Annotated in this window: 21 protein-coding genes and 3 rRNA genes; 21 read left to right on the forward strand and 3 right to left on the reverse strand. The window is 67.8% G+C overall.

Features of this window, described 5'->3' with window-relative positions; translation table 11 throughout:
• Positions 1–3: 3 nt before the first annotated feature.
• Genes nadB through JOF40_RS12555 form a run of 4 tightly spaced genes read left to right on the forward strand, consistent with a single transcriptional unit; the run spans position 4 to position 4,514 of the window.
• Positions 4–1,539: an L-aspartate oxidase gene (gene nadB, locus JOF40_RS12540; protein ID WP_129185948.1), complete on the forward strand. Its 1,536-nt coding sequence runs from the start codon at positions 4–6 to the stop codon at positions 1,537–1,539.
• Positions 1,532–2,374 carry a carboxylating nicotinate-nucleotide diphosphorylase gene (gene nadC / locus JOF40_RS12545; RefSeq protein WP_129185947.1) on the forward strand — a complete coding sequence of 281 codons (843 nt, stop codon included), beginning with the start codon at positions 1,532–1,534 and terminating at the stop codon, positions 2,372–2,374. The genes nadB and nadC overlap by 8 nt, the downstream gene beginning before the upstream one ends.
• The gene (locus JOF40_RS12550; RefSeq protein ID WP_129185946.1) at positions 2,371–3,498 is read left to right on the forward strand and encodes a cysteine desulfurase family protein; all 1,128 of its coding nucleotides are present in this window, start codon (positions 2,371–2,373) and stop codon (positions 3,496–3,498) included. The genes nadC and JOF40_RS12550 overlap by 4 nt, the downstream gene beginning before the upstream one ends.
• Positions 3,495–4,514, forward strand: coding sequence for a hypothetical protein (locus tag JOF40_RS12555; protein ID WP_129185945.1), 1,020 nt, complete (start codon positions 3,495–3,497; stop codon positions 4,512–4,514). The genes JOF40_RS12550 and JOF40_RS12555 overlap by 4 nt, the downstream gene beginning before the upstream one ends.
• A gap of 3 nt (positions 4,515–4,517) precedes the next feature.
• Here the strand turns inward: JOF40_RS12555 and JOF40_RS12560 are convergent, their stop codons facing one another.
• The 3 genes from JOF40_RS12560 to JOF40_RS12570 all read right to left on the reverse strand — a co-directional run bounded on the left by JOF40_RS12560 (position 4,518) and on the right by JOF40_RS12570 (position 6,538).
• Positions 4,518–4,994 carry a DUF3995 domain-containing protein gene (locus JOF40_RS12560; RefSeq protein ID WP_209674581.1) on the reverse strand — a complete coding sequence of 159 codons (477 nt, stop codon included), beginning with the start codon at positions 4,992–4,994 and terminating at the stop codon, positions 4,518–4,520.
• The gene (locus JOF40_RS12565; RefSeq protein WP_129185943.1) at positions 4,991–5,731 is read right to left on the reverse strand and encodes a hypothetical protein; all 741 of its coding nucleotides are present in this window, start codon (positions 5,729–5,731) and stop codon (positions 4,991–4,993) included. Before JOF40_RS12565 ends, JOF40_RS12560 begins: the two co-directional genes overlap by 4 nt.
• A 144-nt stretch (positions 5,732–5,875) precedes the next feature.
• Positions 5,876–6,538, reverse strand: coding sequence for a DsbA family oxidoreductase (locus tag JOF40_RS12570; RefSeq protein ID WP_129185942.1), 663 nt, complete (start codon positions 6,536–6,538; stop codon positions 5,876–5,878).
• Between the two features lie 73 nt (positions 6,539–6,611).
• Here JOF40_RS12570 and JOF40_RS12575 point away from each other — a divergent pair, with 73 nt between their 5' ends.
• From JOF40_RS12575 to JOF40_RS19755, 17 genes are all read left to right on the forward strand, one after another.
• Positions 6,612–6,998, forward strand: coding sequence for a universal stress protein (locus JOF40_RS12575; RefSeq protein ID WP_129185941.1), 387 nt, complete (start codon positions 6,612–6,614; stop codon positions 6,996–6,998).
• Positions 6,999–7,085: 87 nt separating this feature from the next.
• On the forward strand, positions 7,086–8,264 hold the full coding sequence (locus JOF40_RS12580; RefSeq protein ID WP_129185940.1) for a glycosyltransferase family protein: 1,179 nt from the start codon (positions 7,086–7,088) through the stop codon (positions 8,262–8,264).
• A gap of 21 nt (positions 8,265–8,285) precedes the next feature.
• The gene (gene tyrS / locus JOF40_RS12585; protein ID WP_129185939.1) at positions 8,286–9,545 is read left to right on the forward strand and encodes a tyrosine--tRNA ligase; all 1,260 of its coding nucleotides are present in this window, start codon (positions 8,286–8,288) and stop codon (positions 9,543–9,545) included.
• A gap of 490 nt (positions 9,546–10,035) precedes the next feature.
• A 16S ribosomal RNA gene (locus tag JOF40_RS12590) occupies positions 10,036–11,552 on the forward strand.
• A gap of 357 nt (positions 11,553–11,909) precedes the next feature.
• A 23S ribosomal RNA gene (locus tag JOF40_RS12595) occupies positions 11,910–15,012 on the forward strand.
• A 129-nt stretch (positions 15,013–15,141) separates the two neighbouring features.
• A 5S ribosomal RNA gene (gene rrf / locus JOF40_RS12600) occupies positions 15,142–15,258 on the forward strand.
• Together the 16S, 23S and 5S rRNA genes form the textbook arrangement of a ribosomal RNA operon.
• Before the next feature lie 110 nt (positions 15,259–15,368).
• Positions 15,369–16,346 (forward strand): tetratricopeptide repeat protein, encoded by a 978-nt coding sequence (locus JOF40_RS12605; RefSeq protein ID WP_129185834.1) that lies wholly within the window; start codon positions 15,369–15,371, stop codon positions 16,344–16,346.
• 102 nt (positions 16,347–16,448) lie between these two features.
• Positions 16,449–16,823, forward strand: a complete 375-nt coding sequence (locus tag JOF40_RS12610; protein ID WP_129185835.1) for a single-stranded DNA-binding protein — start codon at positions 16,449–16,451, stop codon at positions 16,821–16,823.
• A complete protein-coding gene (locus JOF40_RS12615; RefSeq protein ID WP_129185836.1) occupies positions 16,820–17,824 on the forward strand; it encodes an HAD-IIA family hydrolase in 1,005 nt (334 codons plus the stop codon). Before JOF40_RS12610 ends, JOF40_RS12615 begins: the two co-directional genes overlap by 4 nt.
• Positions 17,821–18,048 (forward strand): hypothetical protein, encoded by a 228-nt coding sequence (locus JOF40_RS12620; RefSeq protein WP_129185837.1) that lies wholly within the window; start codon positions 17,821–17,823, stop codon positions 18,046–18,048. The genes JOF40_RS12615 and JOF40_RS12620 overlap by 4 nt, the downstream gene beginning before the upstream one ends.
• A complete protein-coding gene (locus tag JOF40_RS12625; protein ID WP_129185838.1) occupies positions 18,045–18,875 on the forward strand; it encodes a TlyA family RNA methyltransferase in 831 nt (276 codons plus the stop codon). Before JOF40_RS12620 ends, JOF40_RS12625 begins: the two co-directional genes overlap by 4 nt.
• On the forward strand, positions 18,872–19,786 hold the full coding sequence (locus JOF40_RS12630; RefSeq protein ID WP_129185839.1) for an NAD kinase: 915 nt from the start codon (positions 18,872–18,874) through the stop codon (positions 19,784–19,786). The genes JOF40_RS12625 and JOF40_RS12630 overlap by 4 nt, the downstream gene beginning before the upstream one ends.
• Positions 19,786–21,495: a DNA repair protein RecN gene (recN, locus tag JOF40_RS12635; protein WP_129185840.1), complete on the forward strand. Its 1,710-nt coding sequence runs from the start codon at positions 19,786–19,788 to the stop codon at positions 21,493–21,495. The genes JOF40_RS12630 and recN overlap by 1 nt, the downstream gene beginning before the upstream one ends.
• Before the next feature lie 83 nt (positions 21,496–21,578).
• Positions 21,579–22,754, forward strand: coding sequence for a putative cytokinetic ring protein SteA (gene steA / locus JOF40_RS12640; protein WP_129185841.1), 1,176 nt, complete (start codon positions 21,579–21,581; stop codon positions 22,752–22,754).
• Entirely contained in the window at positions 22,751–23,626 is an 876-nt protein-coding gene (locus JOF40_RS12645) for a copper transporter (protein ID WP_188111950.1), read from the forward strand. The genes steA and JOF40_RS12645 overlap by 4 nt, the downstream gene beginning before the upstream one ends.
• A gap of 140 nt (positions 23,627–23,766) precedes the next feature.
• A complete protein-coding gene (gene pyrG, locus JOF40_RS12650) occupies positions 23,767–25,446 on the forward strand; it encodes a CTP synthase (RefSeq protein ID WP_245343135.1) in 1,680 nt (559 codons plus the stop codon).
• The gene (locus JOF40_RS19755; protein WP_129185844.1) at positions 25,443–26,051 is read left to right on the forward strand and encodes an NUDIX domain-containing protein; all 609 of its coding nucleotides are present in this window, start codon (positions 25,443–25,445) and stop codon (positions 26,049–26,051) included. Before pyrG ends, JOF40_RS19755 begins: the two co-directional genes overlap by 4 nt.
• The last annotated feature ends 19 nt before the right edge of the window (positions 26,052–26,070 follow it).

Genomic DNA, 26,070 nt, shown 5'->3' on the forward strand with positions numbered 1-26,070 from the left:
ACCATGACACGCAGCCTCATCGTCGTCGGCAGCGGCATCGCCGGCATGACCACCGCGCTCGACGCCGCCGCGACGTTCGACGTCACCCTGCTGACCAAGGCCGATCTCGCCCAGAGCAACACCCGGTACGCGCAGGGCGGGGTCGCGGTCGTGATCGACGACATGGTCGACCCCGGCGCGCCGACGCTGGGGGACTCCGTCGCGTCCCACGTGGCCGACACGCTCGTGGCCGGGGCTGGCCTGGGCGACGCCGACACCGTCGGCATCCTGTGCGCCGAGGGACCTGCAGCGATGGACGAGCTGATCGCCCGCGGCGTGCCGTTCGACCGGCACGACGGCGAGCTGTCGCACGGTCTCGAGGCCGCGCACGCGTTCCCGCGCATCCTGCACGCCGGGGGTGACGCGACCGGCGCGGCGATCGCCTACGCGCTGATCGACCGCCTGCGCGAGAGCGCCGTGACCGTCCGCGAGCAGACGACGGTCGTCGATCTGCTGCTGGAGGACGGACGGTGCGTCGGCGTCACCCTGCTGGGCGGCGAGGTGCTGCGTGCCGACGCGGTCGTGCTCGCCACCGGGGGAGCGGGACAGCTGTTCCCGTTCACGACCAACCCCGAGGTCGCGACGGCCGACGGCCTCGGCATGGCGCTGCGGGCCGGAGCCGTCGCCGCCGACCTGGAGTTCTACCAGTTCCACCCCACGTCGCTCGACGCCCCGGGCAACTTCCTCGTGTCCGAGGCCGTGCGCGGAGAGGGCGCCGTGCTGATCGACGTCGACGGGCACCGGTTCATGCCTGACGTGCACCCCGACGCCGAGCTGGCCCCCCGCGACGTCGTCGCGCGTGGCATCGCTCAGCAGATGAGCCGCCAGCCGGGCATCCCCGTGCGCCTCGACGCGACCGCACTGGGGCCTGAGTTCCTCGCCCGACGGTTCCCCAACATCGACGCGGCCTGCCGCGCCCAGGGCTACGACTGGGGACGCGTGCCGATCCCGGTCGCCCCCGCGGCCCACTACTACATGGGCGGCATCCGCACCGACGAGTGGGGACGCACCTCGCTCCCGGGCCTGCTCGCGGTCGGCGAGGTCGCGTGCAACGGCCTGCACGGGGCCAACCGGCTCGCCTCCAACTCGCTGCTCGAAGGGGCCGTTTACGGACGCCGCGTCGTTGAGGGCCTCGTCTCGTTCCCGCCGGTCGGCGTGTTCGACGACGAGTGGGCGGCACCGATCGGCCTCGACCTCACCGACGACCCCGATGCGCACGACGTCAGCCGCGCCGATCTGCAGCAGCTCATGTGGGACGCCGCCGGGCTGGTCCGCGACGGTGCCGACCTGGAGGAGGCCGCCGCCGAGCTGAGGCACTGGAAGTCGCCGGCGGTCACCGATGCCAAGGCGGCTGAGGACGCCAACCTGCTGGTCGTCGCCCGGGCCGTCGTGGCCAGCGCGCTGGCCCGCCGGGAGTCACGGGGCGGGCACTACCGCACCGACTTCCCGCAGACCGATCCCGCCCAGGCCCGCCACTCCGCGATCGTCGCCCATGCTTGAGCGCCGTCAGATCCAACGCGTCGTCGACCTCGCCCTCGACGAGGACGCCCCGTTCGGCGACCTCACCTCGCAGACCCTCGTGCCGTCCACCGCGGTCGCTCACGCCCAGCTCGTCGCGCGGGAGCCGGGCGTCCTCGCGGGTGCCGAGGTGTTCGTCGTCGCGATGACGACGCTCGACCCGACCGTCGACGTCACGGTGCACCTGGCCGACGGTGACGCCTTCGAGACCGGCGCGGTGCTGGCGAGTGTCGACGGCCCCGCGCGCGTCGTGCTGCAGGCCGAGCGCGTCGCGCTCAACCTCGTGCAGCGCATGACCGGCATCGCGACCCTCACCCGCACGTACGTCGAGGCCGTCGCGGGCACCCGCGCGCGCGTCGTCGACACCCGCAAGACGACTCCCGGCCTGCGCGCGCTCGAGCGCCACGCGGTGCGCTGCGGGGGCGGTCACAACCACCGCTACTCGCTCTCGGACGCCGTGATGGCCAAGGACAACCACCTCGCGGTCATCCCCGACATCACCGCCGCCCTGCGCCGCGCCGCCGACGACCTGCCGCACACGACGCACATCGAGGTCGAGGTCGACCGGCTCGACCAGATCGAGACGGTGCTGGCGTCCGGCGTCGTCGGCACGATCATGCTCGACAACTTCAGCCTCGACGACCTGCGAGCGGGCGTCGCCCAGGTCGGCGGACGTGCACGCGTCGAGGCCAGCGGCGGCATCACGCTCGAGACGATCCGCGGCGTGGCCGAGACCGGTGTCGACGTCATCTCGGTCGGGGCGCTGACCCACAGCGTCCGCGCCCTCGACCTCGGTCTCGACATCACGGTCCATTGATCTATCTCGACGAGGCGGCCACCACGCCGGTCAGACGTGAGGTCATGGAGGCGATGTGGCCGTACCTCGGGCCGCAGTTCGGCAATCCGTCGAGCCACCACGAGGTCGGTGAGGCGGCTGCGCGCGCTCTCGTGCAGGCCCGGGCCGATGTCGCCGCGGTGCTCGGCTGCCGCGCGTCGGAGATCACCTTCACCTCGGGTGGCACGGAGTCCGACAACACCGCGATCAAGGGCATCGCCCTGGCCGCCCCCCGTGGGCGCCACGTCGTCGTGTCGGCCGTCGAGCACCCGGCGGTGCTCGAGTCGGCGCAGTTCTTGGGCCGCATCGGCTACGAGGTCACGGTCGTGGGGGTCGACGAGCACGGCAGCGTGCAGCCGGACGCGCTCGCGGCGGTGCTGCGCGACGACACGACACTCGTCAGCGTGCAGCACGCCAACAACGAGGTCGGCACGATCCAGCCCATCGCCGAGCTGTCGGCCCTGGCCGCGGGGCACGGGGTGCCGTTCCACACCGATGCCGTGCAGACGGCCGGCTGGCTCGATCTCGACGTCGGACGTCTGGGGGTGCAGGCGTTGAGCATCTCGGGCCACAAGATCGGCGCACCCAAGGGCGTCGGCGTGATGTACGTCAACCGGCGGGTGCCGTTCGAGCCGTTGATCCACGGAGGCGGGCAGGAGGGCGGACGCCGCTCGGGCACCGAGAACGTCGCCGCTGCCGTCGGCATGGCCGCGGCGCTCCGACTCGCGGCCGGTTCGTCCGACGAGACCGCCGGACGACGCGACGACTTCATCGCCCGCGTGCTGCGCGAGCTGCCGGGTGCGAGCCTGACCGGGTCGCCGCACGACCGACTCCCCGGCAGCGCGTCCTTCGTCCTTCCCGGCACGAGCGGGGAGTCGATCCTGCTCGAGCTGGAGGCGCGAGGCATCGTCTGCTCGTCCGGCTCGGCCTGTGCCGCGGGCAGCGACGACCCCTCCCACGTCCTGGTCGCGATGGGCGTGGCCGACGAGGTGGCGCAGACGGCGGTGCGGTTCACGTTCGGCCGATCGACCACCGCGGACGACCTCGAGACGGCCGCGACCGAGCTGGTCACCGCGGTGCATTTCGTCGGCGGGCTGGCCACATGACGACCGTCGACGAACCGCGCGTGCTGCGTGCATCGCGACAGCGCTACCGCCGCTGGCTGCGCGGCAGCCTGGCGTCGGGCGGTCTGCTCGTGGCGTTCCTGGTGGCGTCCAACCTCCGCCGGGCCGACTCCCTGACCGATGTGCTGATCCTGGCCGGTCTGCTGGTGGGCACGCCGGCCGCGGCCCTCGCGGCGGTCGCGATCCACATCGCGACGAGTCGCGTCACGATCGTCGGCGACGAGGTCGAGTACCGCCGCTGGTGGCGCCGCACCGTCCTGCGTGCAGGCGACGGACTCGTCGGTCTCCTCGCGGTCTACTCCCCACGCTTCAGCACCGGTCCGGCGACGCCCGTGCTCGTCGCACGTGGTGTCGACGGCGGCCCCCGCATCCACCTCAGCGGTGCCTACTGGGACCAGGCCGATCTCGACGAGATCGCCCGGGCCCTCCGCATCCCGGTGCGTGACCGGGCGCTGGACGCCAAGGGCTACGAGCGGCGCGCCCCCGGTGCCCTGCCGTGGCGCGAGCGCCATCCCTGGGTGTTCGGTCTCGGCGGCGCGGCCGTCATCACAGCCATCGTCACCGCAGGAGTCCTGGCCTACTTCATGAGCAACAACCTCCCGCCCTTCGACGAGCAGCCGCCTCGTGGTGTCGCCGCCGAGACCGTCGCCCGCCAGGACGCTGTCGCCCGCGACGTCGTCGCCGCCGTCGGGGGCAGCTGGGAGACACCCGTCGAGCAGCTGCAGGAGTGCCAGGACGACGACGACCGCAAGGGCTGGGAGCGGACGCTCGACATCGAGCCTGTCGACGTGCCGAGTCGTCTGACGGACGCCTCGCTGTCCGCCGTCGTCGACGCGATGGCTCGACAGGGGTATCTCCGCGTGACGGGCAGCAAGGTCGACGACGTCGCCGGGCACCTCCTCGGCGCATCGTTCTCCGAGGACGAGGTCCGGGTCGATCTCGAGGATCGCTTCACCGAGATCACGGTGAGTGGGCACTGCGAGACTCCCGACCGCTGAGGGTCAGCGGCGGCGGCTCGCCCGCAGCGCCGCGAGCGTGCACGCCCCCCAGAGGAGGAACCACGGGTCCCAGAAGAATGCGTGCCACCGCAGGGCGCGCGGATCGCTGCTCCGCGAGATGTCGGCGGCACCGAAGCACACGATCGCGATGCCGGCGATGGTCAGCACGCCTCCGTACACCGTCAGGACGGCACCGGCCACCCCGGCCACCAGCCGCTCGAATCTGCCGCGACGCTGCACCGCGAGCCACAGCGCCCCGACAGCGGTGACCTTGGCGAGCACCACGCAGAGCAGCGCGAGCCGGACGACGGCACCGCCCTCGCGGCCCCAGCGTTCGAGCTGACCGCCGACGGTGTCGAGCAACCAGGGCGATCCGAACAGCCACAGCAGGCTGACGAGGGCGTGTGCCAGACCCAGCACCGCAGCTGCCGCCAGCCACCTCGTGCCGGGGCGAGGAGGCCCCATCGGCGGACGACTCACGCGTCGCGGCCCAGCAGCCCTCGCTGCACCGGGTCACGCTCGGCCTGGGCGCGGTTGGCGCGGACGAGGCCGCCCAGCACGACCGTTCCCGCGACGACCCCGGCCGTCGCGAGCAGGAGCACGAACACCGTGACCGCTGGTCCTTGCCCGTCCTGCCAGGTCGGCGTGTACCGCGGACCTCCCTGCAGCGCCAGAGCGATGAACGCCAGCGGACTCACGAATGCCGCGGCTCCTGCGAGGAGACGCAGGGGACGCCAGCCCCGTGCCAGGAACACCCGTGCCTCGACGGCGTCCAGGACGGGCAAGGCGCGCCACTGCTCGACGCCCTCGCCGCCGTGGGGCAGACGCTCGGGCAGCAGCGTCCACCAGCACAAGGCGTCGACGACGCGTCGGCCGGCGCGCCACACCTGCACGCCTGCCGCGAGGGCGACGACCGACAGGGCGAGTCCCGCTGCCGGTGCTGCGACGCGCTGCCACGACGGCGCGCCCGTCCACAGGGAGTAGGCGAGTCCCGCGTCTCCGACGACGGCGGCGACCCAGGAGATGAGTCCCACCGCCAGACGGGCGGGGGAGTCGGCGGCTCGCGTCAGCGTCTCGAGGGCGCGGTGACGCTCCGGCAGTCGACGCGCCGCGTCCTCGGCCGACGGGCCGGTCTGTTCGCGGCCGAGGAACGGTTGCGCTTCCTGACCGACCAGGACGGTGTCGAGGCGGGCGGCAGCATCGGCGAGCCAGGACATGATGGCGACGCTAGCAAAGGCCAGCGGCGAGAACGGACGGTCAGGCGGTCGTCGCCTCGTGGTCCTCGTCGGTCGGAAGGTCGCAGAAGCCATCGACGCACGACGGCGCGTCGGCGTCACCCACGATCTCGAGCGGCCCGCTGGTCATGCCGAAGCACCCGCATGGTTCGACGCCTCGCGCAGCGCTTCGGCGAAGGCCGACGGGTCCTGCGCACCGGACACGCCGAGCCGCCGATCGAGGACGAAGAACGGGACACCGCTGATGCCGTACGCCATGGCCTGCTCCTTGTCGGCGACGACGTCGGGCAGGTGGGTCGAGGCGTTCAGCGCCGCCAGAGCCTCGTCGCGGTCGAGACCGATCTCGGCGGCGACGTCGGCCAGGTCCTCGACCCGGCCGACGTGCCGTCCCTGCTCGAAGTAGGCCGCGAACAGCCGCTCGACCAGGTCGAGCTGGCGGCCCTTCGTCTTCGCGAAGTGCAGCAGCTCGTGGGCCTTGACGGTGTTGGTGTGCTGGAGGGCGTCGAAGTCGTACGACAGGCCCTCGGCGGCCGCGAGCTCGGTCATCTGCGCCAGCATCTGCTCGACCTGGCCGGCCGGCATGTGCTTGTGCGCGACCAGGAAGTCGACCTCGGATCCCTCGAAGTCGACCGGTGTGTCGGGGGCGAGCTCGAACGAGTGGTACTCGATCTCCAGCTCACCACCCTCGGCGACGAAGGCGGCCGCAGCCGTCTCGAAGCGGCGCTTCCCGACGAAGCACCAGGGGCATGCGATGTCTGACCAGATGTCGACCTTGACGGGGTTGCTCATGTGCGGGAGAACGCTCGGGTCCAGCTCGCTATTCCGCTTCCTTCAGGCACCCGCGGGGGAGTAGGTTCATGTCATGACAATTGCCGTGGCCTACCGGCCTGACGAGTTCGGACGCGCAGCCCTCGAGTGGGCGGCGGAGCACGCCACCGCCGTCGACGACTCCATCGTCGTGATCAACATCAGCCGTGGCGAGCCGCGCCTCGACGCGGGGTTCGCCCGCGGGCGCGACATCCAGGGCATCACCGAGAGCCTGACGGCCAAGGGCGTCTCGCTCGAGGTGCGTCAGACGGTCGGCGACAACGTCTCCGACGCCGTCCTGTTCGAGGCCGAGCAGGCCGGCGCGTCCCTCATCGTGGTGGGCATCCGTCGGCGCAGCCCCGTCGGCAAGATGCTGATGGGCAGCGTCGCGCAGTCGATCCTGCTCGATGCGTCCGTGCCGGTCGTCGCCGTCAAGCCCTGACGGTCAAGCCCTGACCGTCGAGCTGCTCGGCGCAGCCGCCGCGGGCCGTGGACGCCCCGACGGCCGCGCCTCGCTAGGCTCGGCTCCGTGAGAGCACTGACGCCGCGCCGCCTGTCGCACGCGCTGGCCCGACGTCGTCGGCGCGCGCAGCAGCTCGCCGAACGACGGGCCGGGCTCCTCCCGTACTACGACTTCGACGGTCACGGGAGGCGACGGCTCAACGTCACCCTGGTGCTGCGGAGCGCCAAGAAGCCCACGAGCTCGACGTACATCCGTCTGCTGGGCCCGATGGCCCGGCCGGCGTTCGGCCGGGTGGGCCTCGAGGTCGTCGACCGCAAGACTCTGTTCATCTCGCGACGGGCGGACGTCTGCATCGTGCAGCGCACGGCCTTCGACCACGCCGACACGGCGACCCGCTTCATAGACGAGGCCCGCAGCAGGGGATGCGTCATCGTCGTCGACAGCGACGACGCCTTCTCGGCGCTCGAGCCCGACCACCCCCAGTACGCCGAGCAGATCCAGCGGGCCCAGGTGCTGGAGGACGTCATGCGCCGCGCCGACGAGGTGTGGTTCTCGACCGACGACCTGCGTCGAGCCCACGATGTGCCCGCGTCGCTGGTCGTCCGCAACACGCTCGACCTCGACCTCTGGCAGCCCGGCTCGGGGCCAGCGGCCGAGACCGACCCCACAGCGCCGCTGCGCATGCTCTACATGGGCACGACGACCCACGACGGAGACCTCGCGATGCTCGCTCCCGTGCTCGAGCGGCTGCACGCCGCCCACCCGGGCGAGTTCACGGTCGTCATGGTGGGTGTCGCCAAGGGGCTGGCCGAGCAGCCCTGGATGCAGGTCGTCAAGCCGCCGAGCAGCTCGTACCAACAGTTCGTGCCGTGGCTCGCGTCGCAGGGCCCCTTCGACCTCGGCCTGTCGCCGTTGCTCGACTCGCGCTTCAACCGCGCCAAGTCCGACATCAAGTGCCTCGACTACCTCGCGCTCGGAGCACGTCCGGTGGTCTCGGACGTCGAGCCCTACCGCGTCGACGAGCTCGACGACCTGGTCGATCGCGTGCCCGAGCTCCCCGAGGCCTGGTTCGCCGCCCTCGAGCGTCACGTCGTCGGTCGCGCAGCGCTCCGTCAGGCTGCCGTGCGCGACCGGGCCACCGGATTCGACTACCTGTCGACGCAGCGATCGGCTGACCAGACCGCTGCGCTCCTGCGCGACCGGCTCGACGCCCTGGTCGCCGCCCGCTCCACGTCCCGTCCCTAGCACCGCTCGAAAGGCACACCTGTGACCCACGTCCTCGACGACCTCGAAGCGCGCGGCCTCGTCGCGCACTCGACAGACCGCGACGCCCTGCGCGCCGAGCTGTCCGCGGGGCCGATCACCTACTACGTGGGCTTCGACCCGACCGCGCCGAGCCTGCACATCGGCAACCTGCTGCAGATCCTCACGGCGCGCCGGCTCCAGCTGGCCGGCCACCGACCGCTGCTGCTGGTCGGCGGGTCGACGGGCCTGATCGGCGATCCCAAGGAAGCGGGGGAGCGGGTCATGAACACGCGCGAGACCGTTGCCGACTGGGTCGAGCGCATCGCCTCGCAGGTGTCGCGGTTCGTCGACTTCGACGGCGACAACGGTGCCACGATCGTCAACAACCTCGACTGGACGTCGGGGCTCAGCACGATCGACTTCCTGCGCGACATCGGCAAGCACTTCCCGGTCAACCGGATGCTGGCGCGCGACGTCGTCAGCAGCAGGCTCGAGTCGGGCATCAGCTACACCGAGTTCAGCTATGTCCTGCTGCAGTCGATGGACTTCCTCGAGCTCAACCGCCGCCACGGGTGCGTCCTGCAGACGGGTGGCAGCGATCAGTGGGGCAACATCACCGCCGGCGTCGAGCTCATCCGCCGTGCCGACGGCAAGAAGGCGCACGCTCTCGCGACCCCGCTGATCACCAAGGCCGACGGCACCAAGTTCGGCAAGACCGAGAGCGGCACGGTGTGGCTAGACCCCGAGCTCATGAGCCCGTACGCGTTCTACCAGTCGTGGATCCAGGCGGAGGACTCCAAGGTCGTCGAGTACCTCAAGCAGTTCACGTTCATCGAGCTCGACGAGATCGCGCAGATCGAGGCCGAGCATCTCGAGAAGCCCGGGTTGCGGGCCGCCCAGCGCCGGCTGGCTGCGGAGATGACGACCATCGTTCACGGGGAGGCCGAGACCGCGGCGGCCGAGCTCGCCTCGCGGGCACTGTTCGGGCGCGCAGAGCTCGCCGATCTCCCCGAGGCGACGTTGGCCGCGGCGCTGCGAGAGGCCGGTGCCGCAGAGCTCGCGGCCTCCGACCGGCCGACGATCGTCGACGCCCTCGTCGCCACGGGCCTGGCCGACAGCAAGTCGGCGGCACGTCGAGCCGTGGGGGAGGGCGGCGCGTACCTCAACAACGAGCGCGTGACCGACCCCGATCTCGAGCTCACGAGCGACCTGCTCCTCTACAGCACGTGGGCAGTCATTCGCAAAGGCAAACGCTCCGTCTCGGGCGTCTCGATCGCCTGAACACTGCAACGCCGGGCATCTAGCCGGCTGTGGCATGGACCACAGGGAGGCGATTTGACGAGCGGGGAAACGCCCCCGTAATGTTCTTCTTGTTGGACAGCAAAGCGGGGCTCGGCCCCGCAGCTTCTGACCAGCTCGACCGAAACGATCAACAGCACGGTGCCTCACGGCTCCCGGAGACGGATCGCAGACAACAGAGTTGTGCATGGTGACCGACCCGGTTTGACCGGTGAAAACGAGCCGTGTAAGTTGGACGAGTTGCCCTGAGGTCCTGGTCTTTTGATTGGGGGTTTGGTGTGCGTCTGATCCTTGAGAACTCAACAGTGTGCCAAAAATCGACGAGATTAATTAGATGTATCCCCGTCGAGACTGGCTGATGGCCCTTTTGGGGTTGTTGGTTGTTTTGATGGTATTAATTCCGGCAAAATTTATTTTGCCAGCGAATGTTTGGTTAGGTTGAACTGAAGTTTGAGTCACGCTTTTGTGGCTTTCAATGGAGAGTTTGATCCTGGCTCAGGACGAACGCTGGCGGCGTGCTTAACACATGCAAGTCGAGCGGTAAGGCCCTTCGGGGTACACGAGCGGCGAACGGGTGAGTAACACGTGAGCAATCTGCCCTTCTCTTTGGAATAACCATTGGAAACGATGGCTAATGCCGAATATGAACCCCTTTCGCATGTTGGGGGTTGGAAAGCTCCGGCGGAGAAGGATGAGCTCGCGGCCTATCAGCTTGTTGGTGAGGTAATGGCTCACCAAGGCATTGACGGGTAGCCGGCCTGAGAGGGTGACCGGCCACACTGGGACTGAGACACGGCCCAGACTCCTACGGGAGGCAGCAGTGGGGAATATTGGACAATGGGCGAAAGCCTGATCCAGCAACGCCGCGTGAGGGATGAAGGCCTTCGGGTTGTAAACCTCTTTCAGCAGGGACGAAGCGAGAGTGACGGTACCTGCAGAAGAAGGACCGGCCAACTACGTGCCAGCAGCCGCGGTAATACGTAGGGTCCGAGCGTTGTCCGGAATTATTGGGCGTAAAGGGCTCGTAGGCGGTTTGTCGCGTCGGGAGTGAAAACTCAGGGCTCAACCCTGAGCGTGCTTCCGATACGGGCAGACTAGAGGTATTCAGGGGAGAACGGAATTCCTGGTGTAGCGGTGGAATGCGCAGATATCAGGAGGAACACCGGTGGCGAAGGCGGTTCTCTGGGAATTACCTGACGCTGAGGAGCGAAAGCATGGGGAGCGAACAGGATTAGATACCCTGGTAGTCCATGCCGTAAACGTTGGGCGCTAGGTGTGGGGACCTTCCACGGTTTCCGTGCCGCAGCTAACGCATTAAGCGCCCCGCCTGGGGAGTACGGCCGCAAGGCTAAAACTCAAAGGAATTGACGGGGGCCCGCACAAGCGGCGGAGCATGCTGATTAATTCGATGCAACGCGAAGAACCTTACCTGGGTTTGACATATGCCGGAAAGCTGCAGAGATGTGGCCCCCCTTGTGGTCGGTATACAGGTGGTGCATGGCTGTCGTCAGCTCGTGTCGTGAGATGTTGGGTTAAGTCCCGCAACGAGCGCAACCCTCGTTCTATGTTGCCAGCACGTTATGGTGGGGACTCATAGGAGACTGCCGGGGTCAACTCGGAGGAAGGTGGGGATGACGTCAAGTCTTCATGCCCCTTATGTCCAGGGCTTCAAGCATGCTACAATGGCCGGTACAAAGGGCTGCGAAACCGTAAGGTGGAGCGAATCCCAAAAAGCCGGTCTCAGTTCGGATTGGGGTCTGCAACTCGACCCCATGAAGTCGGAGTCGCTAGTAATCGCAGATCAGCAACGCTGCGGTGAATACGTTCCCGGGCCTTGTACACACCGCCCGTCACGTCATGAAAGTCGGCAACACCCGAAGCCAGTGGCCCAACCGTTTACGGAGGGAGCTGTCGAAGGTGGGGCTGGCGATTGGGACGAAGTCGTAACAAGGTAGCCGTACCGGAAGGTGCGGCTGGATCACCTCCTTTCTAAGGAGCATCTGGCAGCTGCCCATCGTGGTGGTTGTCCATGAGTCGTTTATTCACCGTTCGTGTGGATGCGGTCTCAGCTCACTAGTGGATTGTCGATTATTTGGCTTGATGGATGCCATCAGTGATGAGTACACCTCCTTTGGGAGGCAGGAAAGTTGTTGGGACGTGTTCATTGAATCAGGCACACTGTTGGGTCCTGAGGGATCAGCTCGTCAGAGTTGGTTTCCTCGGACCGCATATTCTTACGAACCGTCAGGTTCTCCTCTTGAGGAGTTCTTGGTAGGCGTGGGGGTGTTGTGCGGGACCGATCGTATTTTGAGAACTTCACAGTGGACGCGAGCATCTTTGTAGTAACAACAAGCTACTAAGTGCACATGGTGGATGCCTTGGCATCGAGAGCCGATGAAGGACGTTGGAGTCTGCGAAAAGCCCCGGGAAGGTGACAACCGACCTGTGATCCGGGGATGTCCGAATGGGGAAACCCACCTGGAGTAAAGTCTAGGTACCTGCGCCTGAACACATAGGGCGTTTGGAGGGAACGTGGGGAAGTGAAACATCTCAGTACCCACAGGAAGAGAAAACAAAAGTGATTCCGGTAGTAGTGGCGAGCGAAACCGGATCAGGCTAAACCGTATTGATGTGATAGCCGGCAGGCGTTGTCAGTGCGGTGTTGTGGGACCACATGGTCTGGACTGCCGTCCAGGCAAAGAGTCATAAACCATGAGTGAAGTGAAAGCCGACTGGAAAGTCGCGCCGTAGAGGGTGATAGCCCCGTACACGTAAGCTCATGGCTCTTTTGTGTCATCCCAAGTAACACCGAACCCCTGAAATTCGGTGTGAATCTAGCGGGACCACCCGTTAAGCCTAAATACTCCTCGATGACCGATAGCGGACTAGTACCGTGAGGGAAAGGTGAAAAGTACCCCGGGAGGGGAGTGAAATAGTACCTGAAACCATGTGCATACAATCCGTTGGAGCTCATCCTTGTGATGTGTGACAGCGTGCCTTTTGAAGAATGAGCCTGCGAGTTAGCGTTCTGTAGCGAGGTTAAGGCGTCGAGCCGTAGCCGTAGCGAAAGCGAGTCCGAATAGGGCGACCATAGTTGCAGGATCTAGACCCGAAGCGGAGTGATCTATCCATGGCCAGGTTGAAGCGCGGGTAAGACCGCGTGGAGGACCGAACCCACCTAGGTTAAAAACTGGGGGGATGAGCTGTGGATAGGGGTGAAAGGCCAATCAAACTCCGTGATAGCTGGTTCTCCCCGAAATGCATTTAGGTGCAGCGTTGCGTGTTTCTTGTCGGAGGTAGAGCACTGGATGGGCTAGGGGGCCTACAAGCTTACTGAACTCAGCCAAACTCCGAATGCCGATAAGTGAGAGCGCAGCAGTGAGACAGTGGGGGATAAGCTCCATTGTCGAGAGGGAAACAGCCCAGACCATCAGCTAAGGTCCCAAAGCGATAACTAAGTGGAAAAGGATGTGGAGTCGCCCAGACAACCAGGAGGTTGGCTTAGAAGCAGCCACCCTTGAAAGAGTGCGTAATAGCTCACTGGTCAAGTAATTCCGCGCCGACAATTTAGCGGGGCTCAAGTTATCCACCGAAGCTATGGGATTTACACAATAACCAGGCCTTCGTGGTCCAGGTGTGTGGATCGGTAGGGGAGCGTCGTGTGGCCAGCGAAGCGGCGGAGTGATCCAGCCGTGGAGGCTACACGAGTGAGAATGCAGGCATGAGTAGCGAATGAGGAGTGAGAAACTCCTCCACCGAATGACCAAGGGTTCCAGGGTCAAGCTAATCTTCCCTGGGTAAGTCGGGACCTAAGGCGAGGCCGACAGGCGTAGTCGATGGACAACGGGCTGATATTCCCGTACCGGCATTAGATCGCCCATGCTGAACCCAGAAATGCTAAGTGCCCAAAGCTAGCGGGACTCTTCGGAGCGATGCTGGTGCTGCGCACGACCCGATCTGGTAGTAGGCAAGCAATGGTGTGACGCAGGAAGGTAGCTCATCCCGGGCGATGGTTGTCCCGGGCTAAGGATGTAGGGCGAATGATAGGCAAATCCGTCATTCACATAGCCTGAGATCTGATGGGGAGACGTTTTAGTCGAAGTGAGTGATCCTATGCTGCCGAGAAAAGCATCTAGCGAGATCTAGAGCCGCCCGTACCCCAAACCGACTCAGGTGGTCAGGTAGAGAATACTAAGGTGATCGAGTGAACCATGGTTAAGGAACTCGGCAAAATGCCCCCGTAACTTCGGGAGAAGGGGGGCCCGATTCGTGAGCACACTTGCTGTGCGAAGCGTTGACGGCCGCAGAGACCAGGCCCAAGCGACTGTTTACTAAAAACACAGGTCCGTGCTAAGTCGAAAGACGCCGTATACGGACTGACTCCTGCCCGGTGCTGGAAGGTTAAGGGGACGTGTCAGCGCAAGCGAAGCACAGAACTTAAGCCCCAGTAAACGGCGGTGGTAACTATAACCATCCTAAGGTAGCGAAATTCCTTGTCGGGTAAGTTCCGACCTGCACGAATGGAGTAACGACTTGGGCGCTGTCTCAACCATGGACTCGGCGAAATTGCATTACGAGTAAAGATGCTCGTTACGCGCGGCAGGACGGAAAGACCCCGGGACCTTTACTATAGTTTGGTATTGGTGTTTGGTTCAGTTTGTGTAGGATAGGTGGGAGACTGTGAAGCATTCACGCCAGTGAGTGTGGAGTCATCGTTGAAATACCACTCTGGCTGTACTAGATATCTAACCTAGGTCCATTATCTGGATCAGGGACAGTGCCTGATGGGTAGTTTAACTGGGGCGGTTGCCTCCTAAAATGTAACGGAGGCGCTCAAAGGTTCCCTCAGCCTGGTTGGCAATCAGGTTTCGAGTGTAAGTGCACAAGGGAGCTTGACTGTGAGAGTGACAGCTCGAGCAGGGACGAAAGTCGGAACTAGTGATCCGGCGCTGGCAAGTGGAAGCGGCGTCGCTCAACGGATAAAAGGTACCCCGGGGATAACAGGCTGATCTTCCCCAAGAGTCCATATCGACGGGATGGTTTGGCACCTCGATGTCGGCTCGTCGCATCCTGGGGCCGTAGCAGGTCCCAAGGGTTGGGCTGTTCGCCCATTAAAGCGGCACGCGAGCTGGGTTTAGAACGTCGTGAGACAGTTCGGTCCCTATCCGCCGCGCGCGTAGGAAACTTGAGAAAATCTGTCCCTAGTACGAGAGGACCGGGATGGACGAACCTCTGGTGTGCCAGTTGTTCTGCCAAGAGCACTGCTGGTTAGCTACGTTCGGAAGCGATAACCGCTGAAAGCATCTAAGCGGGAAGCGTGTTTCAAGATGAGGTTTCCCACTGGTTTACCAGGTAAGGCCCCCAGCAGACCACTGGGTTGATAGGCCGGAAGTAGAAGCACAGTAATGTGTGGAGCTGACCGGTACTAATAGGCCGAGGGCTTGTTTCTTACAAAGTTTGCACCACCGCGTCCACTGTGAGGTTCCCGAGATATGTATCGGTTACCCCATCTCCAGTCACTCTGGGAGCTCATCGGAGCTCTCAGATGGGGGTGAGGGTCTATATATCTCCATAGAGTTACGGCGACCATGGCGAGAGGGAAATACCCGGCTACATTCCGAACCCGGAAGTCAAGCCTCTCAGCGCCGATGGTACTGCACTGGAGACGGTGTGGGAGAGTAGGACGTCGCCGGACAATCATTAGCGCGAGGCCGCCCCACAGTTGGGGCGGCCTCGCTGCATTTACACAGCAATTCGTCCGTCTAGCATGGACGAACATCATCAGATCGATGGAAGGAACGACTCATGGCAGAGTCGAGAGGACCCCGCCGCGACGGCGGACAGGGTTCGTCGAAGGGCGGCACCGGCCGCGGCGCCGCTGGCGGCGGACGTGGAGGCAAGCCTGCCGGCCAGGGCGGGCGCGATCGGCGGGGCAGCGGCGACGCCCCCCGCGGTGTCGGCAAGCCCAGCGATCGCCGGGACGGCAAACCTGCTCCTGCACGCCGGGACGGCAAGCCGCAGACCCCGCGCCGCGACGGCAAGCCCTACGAGGCACGTCGTGATCGCCGCCAGGAGGAGGGCGACCGCACCGCGGCCCAGAAGATCTATGACGGTCCGCCGATCCCCGACGACGTCAGTGCATCCGATCTCGACAAGCACGCGCGTCAGGCGCTGCAGGGTCTGCCGGAGAAGCTTGCCGACAAGGTCGCCCGTCACCTGGTGATGGCCGGCCTCCTGCTGGCCGAGGATCCCGAGACTGCGCACAAGCACGCTCTGGCAGCGCGTGCCCGGGCCACCCGCACTGGCCTCGTGCGCGAGGCCTGCGGCGAGACCGCATATGCCTGCGGCAAGTGGGCTGAGGCGCTGTCGGAATTCAGGGCAGCCCGTCGTATGACCGGCGGCTACCTCTACGCGCCGATGATGGCCGACTGCGAGCGGGCGCTCAAGCGGCCCGACAAGGCCATCGCCTACGACACGACCGAGATCCGTTCGCAGCTCGACGACGCAGGTCAGATCGAGTTGTCGATCGTGGTGGCCGGTGCACGACGCGACCAGGGTCAGTACGACGCCGCGATCCGGTTGCTCGAGACGGAGCCGCTCCACACCAAGGGCCGTGGCGAGTGGGTGCCGCGTCTTCGCTACGCCTATGCCGACTCCCTGCTGGCAGCCGGTCGCAAGGACGAGGCGATCGAGTGGTTCCACCGCACGGTGGCCGTCGACGGCAACAAGACCACCGATGCCGAGGAACGTCTCGCCGAGCTCGACAAGCGTCCGCAGTCCTGAGCGCGCTGTCCTGAGTCCACAGCCGTGATCGACGCTGTTCGTCGTCCACAGAGCTGACTCGTCACGATGCCTCCCACCACCGGTGGGAGGCATCGTCGTCGTATGACCCATGACATCGCTGATCCTGCCACCGACCGACCCGTCAACGAGGTACGCCTGATCGGTCGGGTGTCCGCCGCCCCCGAGATCCGAATGCTGCCCAGCGGCGACGAGCTGGTGTCGTTCCGACTCGTGGTGAGGCGCAGTGCCGCGGCCCGCCGACGGTCCAAGCAGGTCGTCGACACGATCGAGTGCACGGTGTGGCGAGCAGCCCTGCGGCGCTCGGTCATGAGGCTCGAGGCCGGTGTGGAGGTCGCGGTGACCGGTGAGCTGCGTCGACGCTTCTCACGCGCCGGCGGCGGTGCCGTGAGCTGGGTGTCCGTGGAGGTCGACTCGTGCCGACGCGTGCCGGTGCCGGCGGTAGCCTCGGACTCATGACCTTGGGCTGTACCGCGCAACCGCTCAGCACGACGTACGACCTGGCGATGCTCGATCTCGACGGCGTCGTCTACCTGGGATCCGACCCCATCCCGGGCGTGGCCACCGCTCTGGCTGCGGCGCGTGACCGGGGGATGCGGCTCGCGTACATCACCAACAACGCCTCGCGCACGGCAGACACCGTCGCCGACAAGCTCCGCGCGATGCACATGCCCGACGTCACAGACGCCGATGTCGTGACCTCGGCGCAGGCCGTGGCGCACCTGATGGCCGACGCCCTGCCCGCCGGATCCGCCGTGCTGGTGGTGGGCGGCGAGGGCCTGCGCGTCCCGCTCGAGCAGCGAGGCCTGCGGTGCGTGTCGTCGCTCGGCGACTCCCCGGTCGCCGTCGTGCAGGGCTTCCATGCCGACATCGGGTGGCGAGACCTGGCCGAGGCGGCGTACGCGATCGAGTCCGGCCTGCCCTGGTACGTCAGCAACACCGATCTCACCGTGCCCACGGCCCGCGGCATCGCGCCCGGCAACGGCTCGTTGGTGCAGGCAGTGCGCAATGCGACGGGTGCCGAGCCGATCGTGGCCGGCAAGCCGCAGCGGGCGCTGTTCGACGAGACCATCGCCCGCGTCGGAGGCACCCGTCCGCTGATGGTGGGCGATCGCCTCGACACGGACATCGACGGTGCGATCAACGCGGGCATCGACAGCCTGGTGGTGCTCACGGGCGTCAGCAGCCTGCAGGAGATCGCCGACGCCGGTGACGGTCACCGCCCGACGTACGTGGCGGCCGATCTCCGTGGGCTCGACGAGGATCATCCCGAGGTGGCGATCGACGGCGACCAGGCCAGGTGCGGCTCCTCGGTCGTGTCCGTCGTCGACGGATCCGTGGTCATCGAGAGCGGCGAGCCGTCATCGACGACCGTGCTCCGGGCCGCGGTCGAGCTCGCGTGGCACGTGCACGATCGCTCCGACACGCCGGTGCGCCTGGATGGGACACTGGTGGCATGAGCGAGCAGCACGACGAGGTCGGCCCGATGGATGCGCCCGACACGATTCCGCTCGAGGTGCCGGTCACGGGTCATGTCGCGATCGACGAGGCTCTCGAGAGGCTGAGCCGCATCGACGGTCTCGACATCTCGCTGCACCCCGAGGAGTTCGACGCGGTCCACGGGGTGCTGCGCGAGTCGCTGGCCAATGCCGGCCGCGACGGGGTCGCGCCGGAATCTCCATGAGCAGGCGACTGCGCCTCGACGCCGAGCTCGTGCGCCGCGGCCTGGCCCGCTCCCGAGAGCACGCCAGCACGCTGATCGACGACGGACTCGTCAAGGTCGCCGGATCGGTCGCCACCAAGGCCGCCACCGGCGTCACGACCGATCAGGCGATCGTCGTGCGGGAGAGCAACGAGCCGTCCTACGCCTCGCGCGGAGCCCACAAGCTGCTGGGTGCGCTGGCGGTGTTCGAGCCCATGGGGCTGACGGTCGACGGCCGCCGATGCCTCGACGCGGGGGCCTCGACCGGCGGTTTCACCGACGTCCTCCTGCGCAAGGGTGCTCGCGAGATCTGCGCCGTCGACGTGGGCTACGGCCAGCTGGTCTGGTCGCTGCAGTCCGACGAGCGGGTGCACGTCTTCGACCGCACCAACATCAGGCACCTCGAGGCGGCCGACATCGGCGGTCCCGTGGAGCTGATCGTGTCCGATCTGTCGTTCATCTCCCTTACGGTGGTCATGCCGGCACTCACGCGGGTGTGCGAGCCGAGTCCGAAGGGCGACATCGTGCTGATGATCAAGCCGCAGTTCGAGGTCGGCAAGAGCAACCTCGGCAAGAACGGCGTCGTCCGCGACCCTGCCCTGCACGCCGATGCCGTGCACCGGGTCTGCCTGTCGGCGCACGAGCTCGGCTGGGGCACTCGGGCGCTGGCACCCAGCCCGCTGCCCGGACCGGCCGGTAACGTCGAGTACTTCTGCTGGCTGCGCTCCGATGCCGAGGCCCCGAGCCTGCAGGCCGCCCACGACGTCGTCGCGGCCGGGCCGCTGGTCGTCCACGAGGCGTCGTCGTGAGGCGCGTGCTGATCGCGGTCCACGAGGGACGCGAGGAGGCCGTCAAGGTCGCCGCGGCCTTCGCGGCCGACCTGCGTGCCGAAGGCATCCACGTCCGTGTGCTCGAGCCCGAGGCCGAGGCGCTGCTGGCCGCAGGAGTCGACGACGCCGAGATCGTCGTCGCGGGTCCGGCTGCGGCCGCCGACTGCGAGCTCGCGCTGGTGTTCGGGGGCGACGGCACGATCCTTCGCGCCGCCGAGCTGTGCCGCGGCACCGAGACCCCGGTCCTCGGGGTCAACCTGGGGCACGTGGGCTTCCTGGCCGAGGCCGACGTCGACGACATGCAGGACGTCGTCCGGTCGGTGGTCGACTGCACCTACACCGTCGAGGAGCGCCTCACGGTCGACGTCTCGGTCATGGTCGGGGGAGAGGTCGTCGCGACCAACTGGGCGCTCAACGAGGCATCGGTCGAGAAGGCCGCCCGTGAGCGGATGCTCGAGATCGTCGTCGAGATCGACGACCGTCCCGTGTCGCGCTGGGGCTGCGACGGCATCGTCTGCGCGACCCCGACCGGCTCGACGGCCTACAACTTCAGCGCCGGCGGGCCCATCGTGTGGCCCGAGGTACAGGCCCTGCTGATGGTGCCGATCAGCGCCCACGCCCTGTTCTCCCGCCCCCTGGTCGTGTCGCCCGACTCCACGCTGGCGATCGAGGTCGTGGGGGAGCAGTCCAGCGGCGTGCTGTGGTGCGACGGTCGACGTGCCGCAGACCTGCCCGTCGGCTCGAGGGTCGAGGTCGTCAAGGGACGCGAGACCGTGCGCCTGGCCCGACTGCACGAGGCATCGTTCGCCGACCGGCTGGTGCGCAAGTTCGACCTTCCCGTGGCCGGGTGGCGCGGCGGGGCCGAGCGGCGCTGGGAGGGACGTTCCTGATGGCCGACCCGCGCACGATCTGGCAGCAGCTCACCCTGCGCGACCTGGGGGTCATCGACTCCGCCGAGCTCGAGCTCTCCGAGGGGTTCACCGTCATCACCGGCGAGACCGGTGCCGGCAAGACGATGGTCGTCACCGCGCTCGGTCTGCTGCGCGGTGACCGCGCCGACCCCGGGCTCGTGCGTCGCGGTGCCGCCCAGGCGCGCATCGAGGCCAGCATCGGCGTTCCCCGCGGAGCGTCCGCGGCCTCGGCGGTCGAAGAGGCCGGCGGTCGCATCGACGACGACGTCGTGATCCTCGGACGCATCCTGTCGGCGCAGGGTCGCTCGCGCGCCGTCGCGGGCGGTGCCACGGTGCCGGCGGCGCTGCTCACCGAGGTCACAGACGAGCTCGTCGCGGTGCACGGGCAGTCCGACCAGCACCGGCTGCTCCGGGCCGCCGAGCAGAGGGCGGCGCTCGACCGCTTCGCCGGCGAGCCCTTCGCCGCGGCGTTCGCGGCCTATGCGCCGGTGCACGCCCGCTGGCGTGCGGTCGAGCGCACCCTCGACGAGCTGCGCACCCACGCGCAGGAACGGGCGCGTGAGCTCGACGTGCTGCGGTTCGGCCTCGACGAGGTCGAGGCCGTCGACCCGCAGCCGGGCGAGGACGAGTCGCTCAAGGCCGAGGAGGGCGTCCTGGCCCACGCCGAGTCGCTGGCGCGCGCGGCCGACCTGGCCCACCGGGTGCTGGTCGGCGACGCCGACCTCACGGCGGCGCGCACCCAGATCGCCGAGGCCTCGGCCCACCTGCAGGACGTCGCGGGCCACGATCCGACGCTCGACGCCCTGACCGAGCGGGTGCTCGAGGTCGGCATCCTCGTCGACGAGGTGGGTGCCGACCTGGGTGCCTACTCCGGCGGCATCGAGCTCGATCCCGAGCGGCTCGCGACGTTGCAGGACCGCAGGGCATCGCTGGCCGCGCTGCAGCGCAAGTACGGCCCCACCCTCGACGACGTCCTGGCCTGGGCCGAGAAGGGGGCCGCGCGCCTCGGCGAGCTCGGCAGCGACGACGACACCGTCGCGGCGCTGGTCGCCGAGCAGGACGAGCTGGTCCCGGAGGTCCGCCGGCTCGCAGGGGAGATGTCGCGCCTCAGAGCCGAGGCTGCCGGACGACTGGCCGAGCTGGTCGACCTCGAGCTGGCCCAGCTGTCGATGCCGTCGGCCCACCTCGAGGTGTCGGTCACGACCCATGCCGACGCTGTCCCCGGCCCGCACGGGCTCGACGACGTCGAGCTGCTGTTCGCCGCCAACAGCGGTGCGGGCATGCGCCCGCTGCACAAGGGTGCCAGCGGCGGCGAGCTGTCGCGGCTGATGCTGGCGCTCGAGGTCGTCCTCGCCGACCGCACGACCGTCCCGACCCTGGTGTTCGACGAGGTCGACGCAGGCATCGGCGGCAAGGCCGCGGTCGAGGTCGGCCGCCGCCTGTCGCGCCTGGCCCAGCACGCCCAGGTCATCGCCGTCACGCACCTGCCGCAGGTCGCAGCGTTCGCCGATCACCACTTCGTGGTGTCCAAGGACGACGACGGCACCGTCACCAGCAGCTCGGTCACCGAGGTCGAGGAGTCGGGGCGAGTCGACGAGCTCGCCCGCATGCTGGCCGGCCAGGAGGAGTCGGCGGCGGCGCAGGCACACGCCCGCGAGCTGCTCGAGCTGGCCCGCGACCGTTCCTGAGAGCTCGCCGAAAACGTGGTTTCGGCGCGACACGCCGCAGTCGCTCCCGGCTGAGCCGGCCGCAGCCGGAACCATGGAGCGCGATGGTCACCTGGAGACGCAAGACATCCCTGCCCCCTGACGCCAAGGGGGTCGTGGGCACGATCCGGCTCGCACGCCGCGACAACGACCTCGCCGCCCTCCTGGAGGGCGAGGTCGCCGTCGTCGAGCAGCCCGACCTCGACGCCCGGCAGGCCAAGGCGCTGATCGACCGCCGCGTCGCCGCGGTGCTCAACGTGGCCCGGTCGACGTCCGGACGGGCACCGAACACCGGTCCGCAGCTGCTGTCGCAGGCCGGCATCGTGCTGATCGACGTCACGAGCGAGGACACGTGGGCCCGCCTCAAGAACGGCGACCTCGTGCGCGTCGAGGGCGGGCAGGTGTTCCGTGACGAGGTGCTCGTCGCGAGCGGCATCGAGCTCGACGCCGAGCGCATCGCGGGCGACCTCAAGGCGGCGCGCGACGGCCTCGCGACACGGCTCGACTCGCTGGCGGCCAATGCGACCGACCACATCCACCGCGAGCACGCGATGCTGATGTCAGGCGCCCAGGTGCCGCACCTCAGCACGCCGCTGCGGGGCCGGGCCGTGGTCGTCGTGTCGCGTGCGTACGACGACATCGCCGACCTCAAGCGGCTGCGACGCTGGATTCGCCACCACGACCCCGTGCTGATCGGCGCCGGACCCGGTGCCGACGTGCTGATCAAGGCAGGCCTGACGCCCGGCATCGTGGTCGGCCCGCTCGACCTGATCTCCGATGCTGCGATCAAGCAGTCGGGCGAGGTCGTCGTGACGACCCCGTCCGGCATGGTCGAGGGCGTCGAGCGGCTCGAGCGCCACGGCAAGGAGATCGTGACCTTCGTGTCGACCGGCTCGGCCGACGACCTCGCGATCCTGCTGGCCGACACCAACGACGCAGGCGTCATCGTGCACGTGGGTGCCCCGAGCTCGCTGGCCAAGCTCATGGAGCAGCCGCCCACCGAGGCGTCGCGCATGTTCGTCGCCCGCCTGCGAGCCGGAGCCAAGATCGTCGACGCCAAGGCCGTCCACCACTTCTCGTCGCAGCGCAACGCGGTCTGGCCCGTCCTGCTGCTGCTGGTCGCCGGCCTCGCCGCCGTCGCCGTCGCCATCGGCATCACCCCCGTCGGGCAGGACTGGTACGACGCCGTCGGCGACCACCTGACCGATTTCGGCTCCTGGATCAAAGGACTCTTCTCGTGATCACCTTCCGCTACCACCTCGTCTCGGTCGCCGCGATCCTCATCGCGCTGGCAGCCGGCATCGCGCTCGGCTCCGGGCCGCTCGACGACGCCGGTGACACGCTGCGCGGCGACGGCGGCAGCACGGCCGTCGACCCCGCGGTGGCCTCGTTCGAGGAGGGCTTCGCGGGTCGCACCGCCGGCGGTCTGCTCGAGGACCGGCTCAAGGGGCAGTCCGTCGTCGTCCTGACCGTGCCCGGCGCGAGCCAGGCAGAGGTGGGCGGCATCGTCAGCGACCTGCAGGCAGCGGGTGCCGAGGTCACGGGCCAGGTCGAGCTCACGAGCAAGATGCTCGACGCCGCCGACCGGCAGTTCGCCGAGGGCGTCGCGCAGCAGTCCGCGGCTGACGTGCCCGGTGTCAGCAGTGCCACGGACAGCTACGGCCGCATCGGTGCCGCCTTGGCGCGGGCGCTGCTGGCCGACGAGACGACGCCCGCCGACCAGACGGCCGCGACGATCCGCTCGGCGTTCGCCGAGGGAGACCTGCTCAGCACGCCGACCCCGCCGGCCAACCTCGCGACTCTCGCGGTGCTCGTGACGGGTCCGCAGCGCGCCGGCACCGCCGACCGCAGCACGGTCATCGCGGCGCTGGCCGGCGCCATGAACGAGACCGGCAAGGGCGTCATCGTGGCCGGCCCGTCGTCGTCCAGCACTGACGGTGGCGCGGTCAAGGCCGTCCGCGACGGTGCGTTCGCGACGTCGGTGTCGACCGTCGACGTGACGGACTCCGCAGCGGGCCGCATCGTGACGGTGCTCGCCGCGGCCTCGCAGGTCGACGGCGAGCCCGGTGCGTGGGGCACGTCGCGCAGCATCGGCGGCGCTCTGCCGAAGTGAGCCGGCCTGTCGACGAGTGGCGAGCCGGGTGTGTCATTGGCTTCGGCGGGCCATTCGTTGGTAGGCTGGAATCCCGTGGAGGCCTGATGCAGATTCCTGCATCGTGAGCGCTCGACATGAACTCGACCACGGGAGTCACCTTGTCAGGTAGCGCGGTTACCAAGCACGTCTTCGTCACCGGAGGAGTCGCGTCGTCGCTCGGCAAGGGCCTGACGGCCTCGAGCCTCGGGCGGCTGCTGAAGTCACGCGGCCTGCGCGTCACGATGCAGAAGCTCGACCCGTACCTGAACGTCGATCCAGGCACGATGAACCCGTTCCAGCACGGCGAGGTGTTCGTGACCGAGGACGGTGCCGAGACAGATCTCGACGTCGGCCACTACGAGCGCTTCCTCGACGTCGACCTGTCGGGCAAGGCCAACGTCACGACGGGCCAGGTCTACTCCGAGGTCATCGCCAAGGAGCGTCGCGGCGACTACCTCGGCGACACCGTCCAGGTCATTCCGCACATCACGAACGAGATCAAGTCGCGCATCCGCGCGATGTCCGGCCCTGACGTCGACGTCGTCATCACCGAGATCGGCGGCACGGTCGGCGACATCGAGTCGCTGCCGTTCCTCGAGGCCGCCCGCCAGGTGCGCCATGACGTGGGTCGCGGCAACGTGTTCTTCCTGCACGTCTCGCTGGTGCCGTACATCGGTCCGTCGCAGGAGCTCAAGACCAAGCCGACGCAGCACTCCGTCGCGGCGCTGCGCTCGATCGGCATCCAGCCCGACGCCATCGTGTGCCGCGCCGACCGCGAGATCCCCGAGAGCATGAAGCGCAAGATCTCGCTGATGTGCGACGTCGACGAGGAGGCCGTCGTCACCGCGAGCGACGCGCCCTCGATCTACGACATCCCCAAGGTGCTGCACCGCCAGGGCCTCGACGCCTACGTCGTGCGTCGTCTCGACCTGCCGTTCCGCGACGTCGACTGGACGCAGTGGGACGAGCTGCTGCGCCGCGTGCACCAGCCTGCCGAGGAGGTCACGATCGCGCTGGTCGGCAAGTACATCGACCTGCCCGACGCGTACCTGTCGGTCGGCGAGGCGCTGCGCGCCGGAGGCTTCGCGCACGACGCCCGCATCCGTTTGCGCTGGGTCGGCTCCGACGACTGCGAGACCGAGTCGGGCGCGGCGCAGCACCTGGCCGACGTCGACGGCATCTGCGTGCCCGGCGGCTTCGGAATCCGGGGCATCGAGGGCAAGCTCGGCGCGCTGACGTACGCCCGCGAGCGGGGCATCCCGGTGCTCGGCCTGTGCCTCGGCCTGCAGTGCATGGTGATCGAGTACGCCCGCAACGTCGCCGGGATCGCGGGTGCTAGCTCGTCGGAGTTCGACGCCGCGACCCAGCACCCCGTCGTCGCGACGATGGCCGAGCAGCTCGCGATCGTCGACGGCGAGGGCGACCTGGGCGGCACGATGCGTCTCGGCTCGTACCCCGCGACCCTCGATGCGGGCAGCGTCGTCGCCGAGGCGTACGGCGCGACGTCGGTCGACGAGCGTCACCGTCACCGCTACGAGGTCAACAACGCGTACCGCGAGCAGCTCGCCGCGGCGGGTCTGGTGTTCAGCGGCACGTCGCCCGACGGCACCCTGGTGGAGTTCGTCGAGCTGCCGCGGGAGGTGCACCCCTACTACGTCGCGACCCAGGCCCACCCCGAGCTGAAGTCGCGCCCCACCAAGGCGCACCCCCTGTTCGCCGGCCTGATCGGCGCGGCGCTCGACCGCCAGCGCGAGACGCGTCTGCCGGTCGACGAGCGCCTCGCCGAGGTTGAGGCGTGACGGCACACCCGTGGCTGCCCGGGCTGCTCGCCGATCCACTGATCGGTGACTCCGACGAGTCGTGGCCGGTCAGCGGCAGCGAGGTCAAGCACCAGAACGGATACCTGAGTCTGCGAGTCGACACGATCGTCGACCCGCAGGGCGGTGAGCACCCGCGGTCGGTCGTGCAGCCCCACGGCGCTATCGGGGTCGTCGCGATCGACGAGCACGACCGCATCCTGCTGGTCGAGCAGTACCGCCACCCGGTCGCTCGCCGATTGCTCGAGATCCCGGCAGGCACGCTCGACGTGCCGGATGAGTCGACCCAGGCCGCGGCGGCCCGTGAGCTCGCAGAGGAGGCCGACCTCGTCGCCGAGGACTGGGAGTCGATCCTGCGCCTGCTGGCCACGCCCGGCTACTCGACCGAGCACTGGGAGGTGTTCGTGGCGACGGGGCTCAGTGCTGTGCCGGCCGACCAGCGCACCGTGCGGGAGGCGGAGGAGGCCGACATGGCCCAGTGGTGGCTGCCGTTCGGGCAGGCCGTCGATGCCGTCCTCGCCGGCCGGATCACTGACTCGATGACCGTCGCGGCGATCCTGGCCGTGCAGGCGCAGCGCGCGCGATGAGCCCCGCCCCGCCGCGATG

Origin of the sequence: Aeromicrobium fastidiosum (assembly GCF_017876595.1) — a bacterium.
Lineage (GTDB): Bacteria > Actinomycetota > Actinomycetes > Propionibacteriales > Nocardioidaceae > Aeromicrobium > Aeromicrobium fastidiosum.

Bases quoted from the DNA above. Each gene is read 5' to 3' on its own strand.
- nadB (WP_129185948.1), top strand. From the start codon at position 4: ATGACACGCAGCCTCATCGTCGTCGGCAGCGGCATCGCCGGCATGACC.
- nadC (WP_129185947.1), top strand. From the start codon at position 1,532: ATGCTTGAGCGCCGTCAGATCCAACGCGTCGTCGACCTCGCCCTCGAC.
- JOF40_RS12555 (WP_129185945.1), top strand. From the start codon at position 3,495: ATGACGACCGTCGACGAACCGCGCGTGCTGCGTGCATCGCGACAGCGC.
- JOF40_RS12565 (WP_129185943.1), bottom strand. From the start codon at position 5,731: ATGTCCTGGCTCGCCGATGCTGCCGCCCGCCTCGACACCGTCCTGGTC.
- JOF40_RS12570 (WP_129185942.1), bottom strand. From the start codon at position 6,538: ATGAGCAACCCCGTCAAGGTCGACATCTGGTCAGACATCGCATGCCCC.
- JOF40_RS12575 (WP_129185941.1), top strand. From the start codon at position 6,612: ATGACAATTGCCGTGGCCTACCGGCCTGACGAGTTCGGACGCGCAGCC.
- JOF40_RS12605 (WP_129185834.1), top strand. From the start codon at position 15,369: ATGGCAGAGTCGAGAGGACCCCGCCGCGACGGCGGACAGGGTTCGTCG.
- JOF40_RS12610 (WP_129185835.1), top strand. From the start codon at position 16,449: ATGACCCATGACATCGCTGATCCTGCCACCGACCGACCCGTCAACGAG.
- JOF40_RS12615 (WP_129185836.1), top strand. From the start codon at position 16,820: ATGACCTTGGGCTGTACCGCGCAACCGCTCAGCACGACGTACGACCTG.
- JOF40_RS12620 (WP_129185837.1), top strand. From the start codon at position 17,821: ATGAGCGAGCAGCACGACGAGGTCGGCCCGATGGATGCGCCCGACACG.
- JOF40_RS12625 (WP_129185838.1), top strand. From the start codon at position 18,045: ATGAGCAGGCGACTGCGCCTCGACGCCGAGCTCGTGCGCCGCGGCCTG.
- recN (WP_129185840.1), top strand. From the start codon at position 19,786: ATGGCCGACCCGCGCACGATCTGGCAGCAGCTCACCCTGCGCGACCTG.
- steA (WP_129185841.1), top strand. From the start codon at position 21,579: ATGGTCACCTGGAGACGCAAGACATCCCTGCCCCCTGACGCCAAGGGG.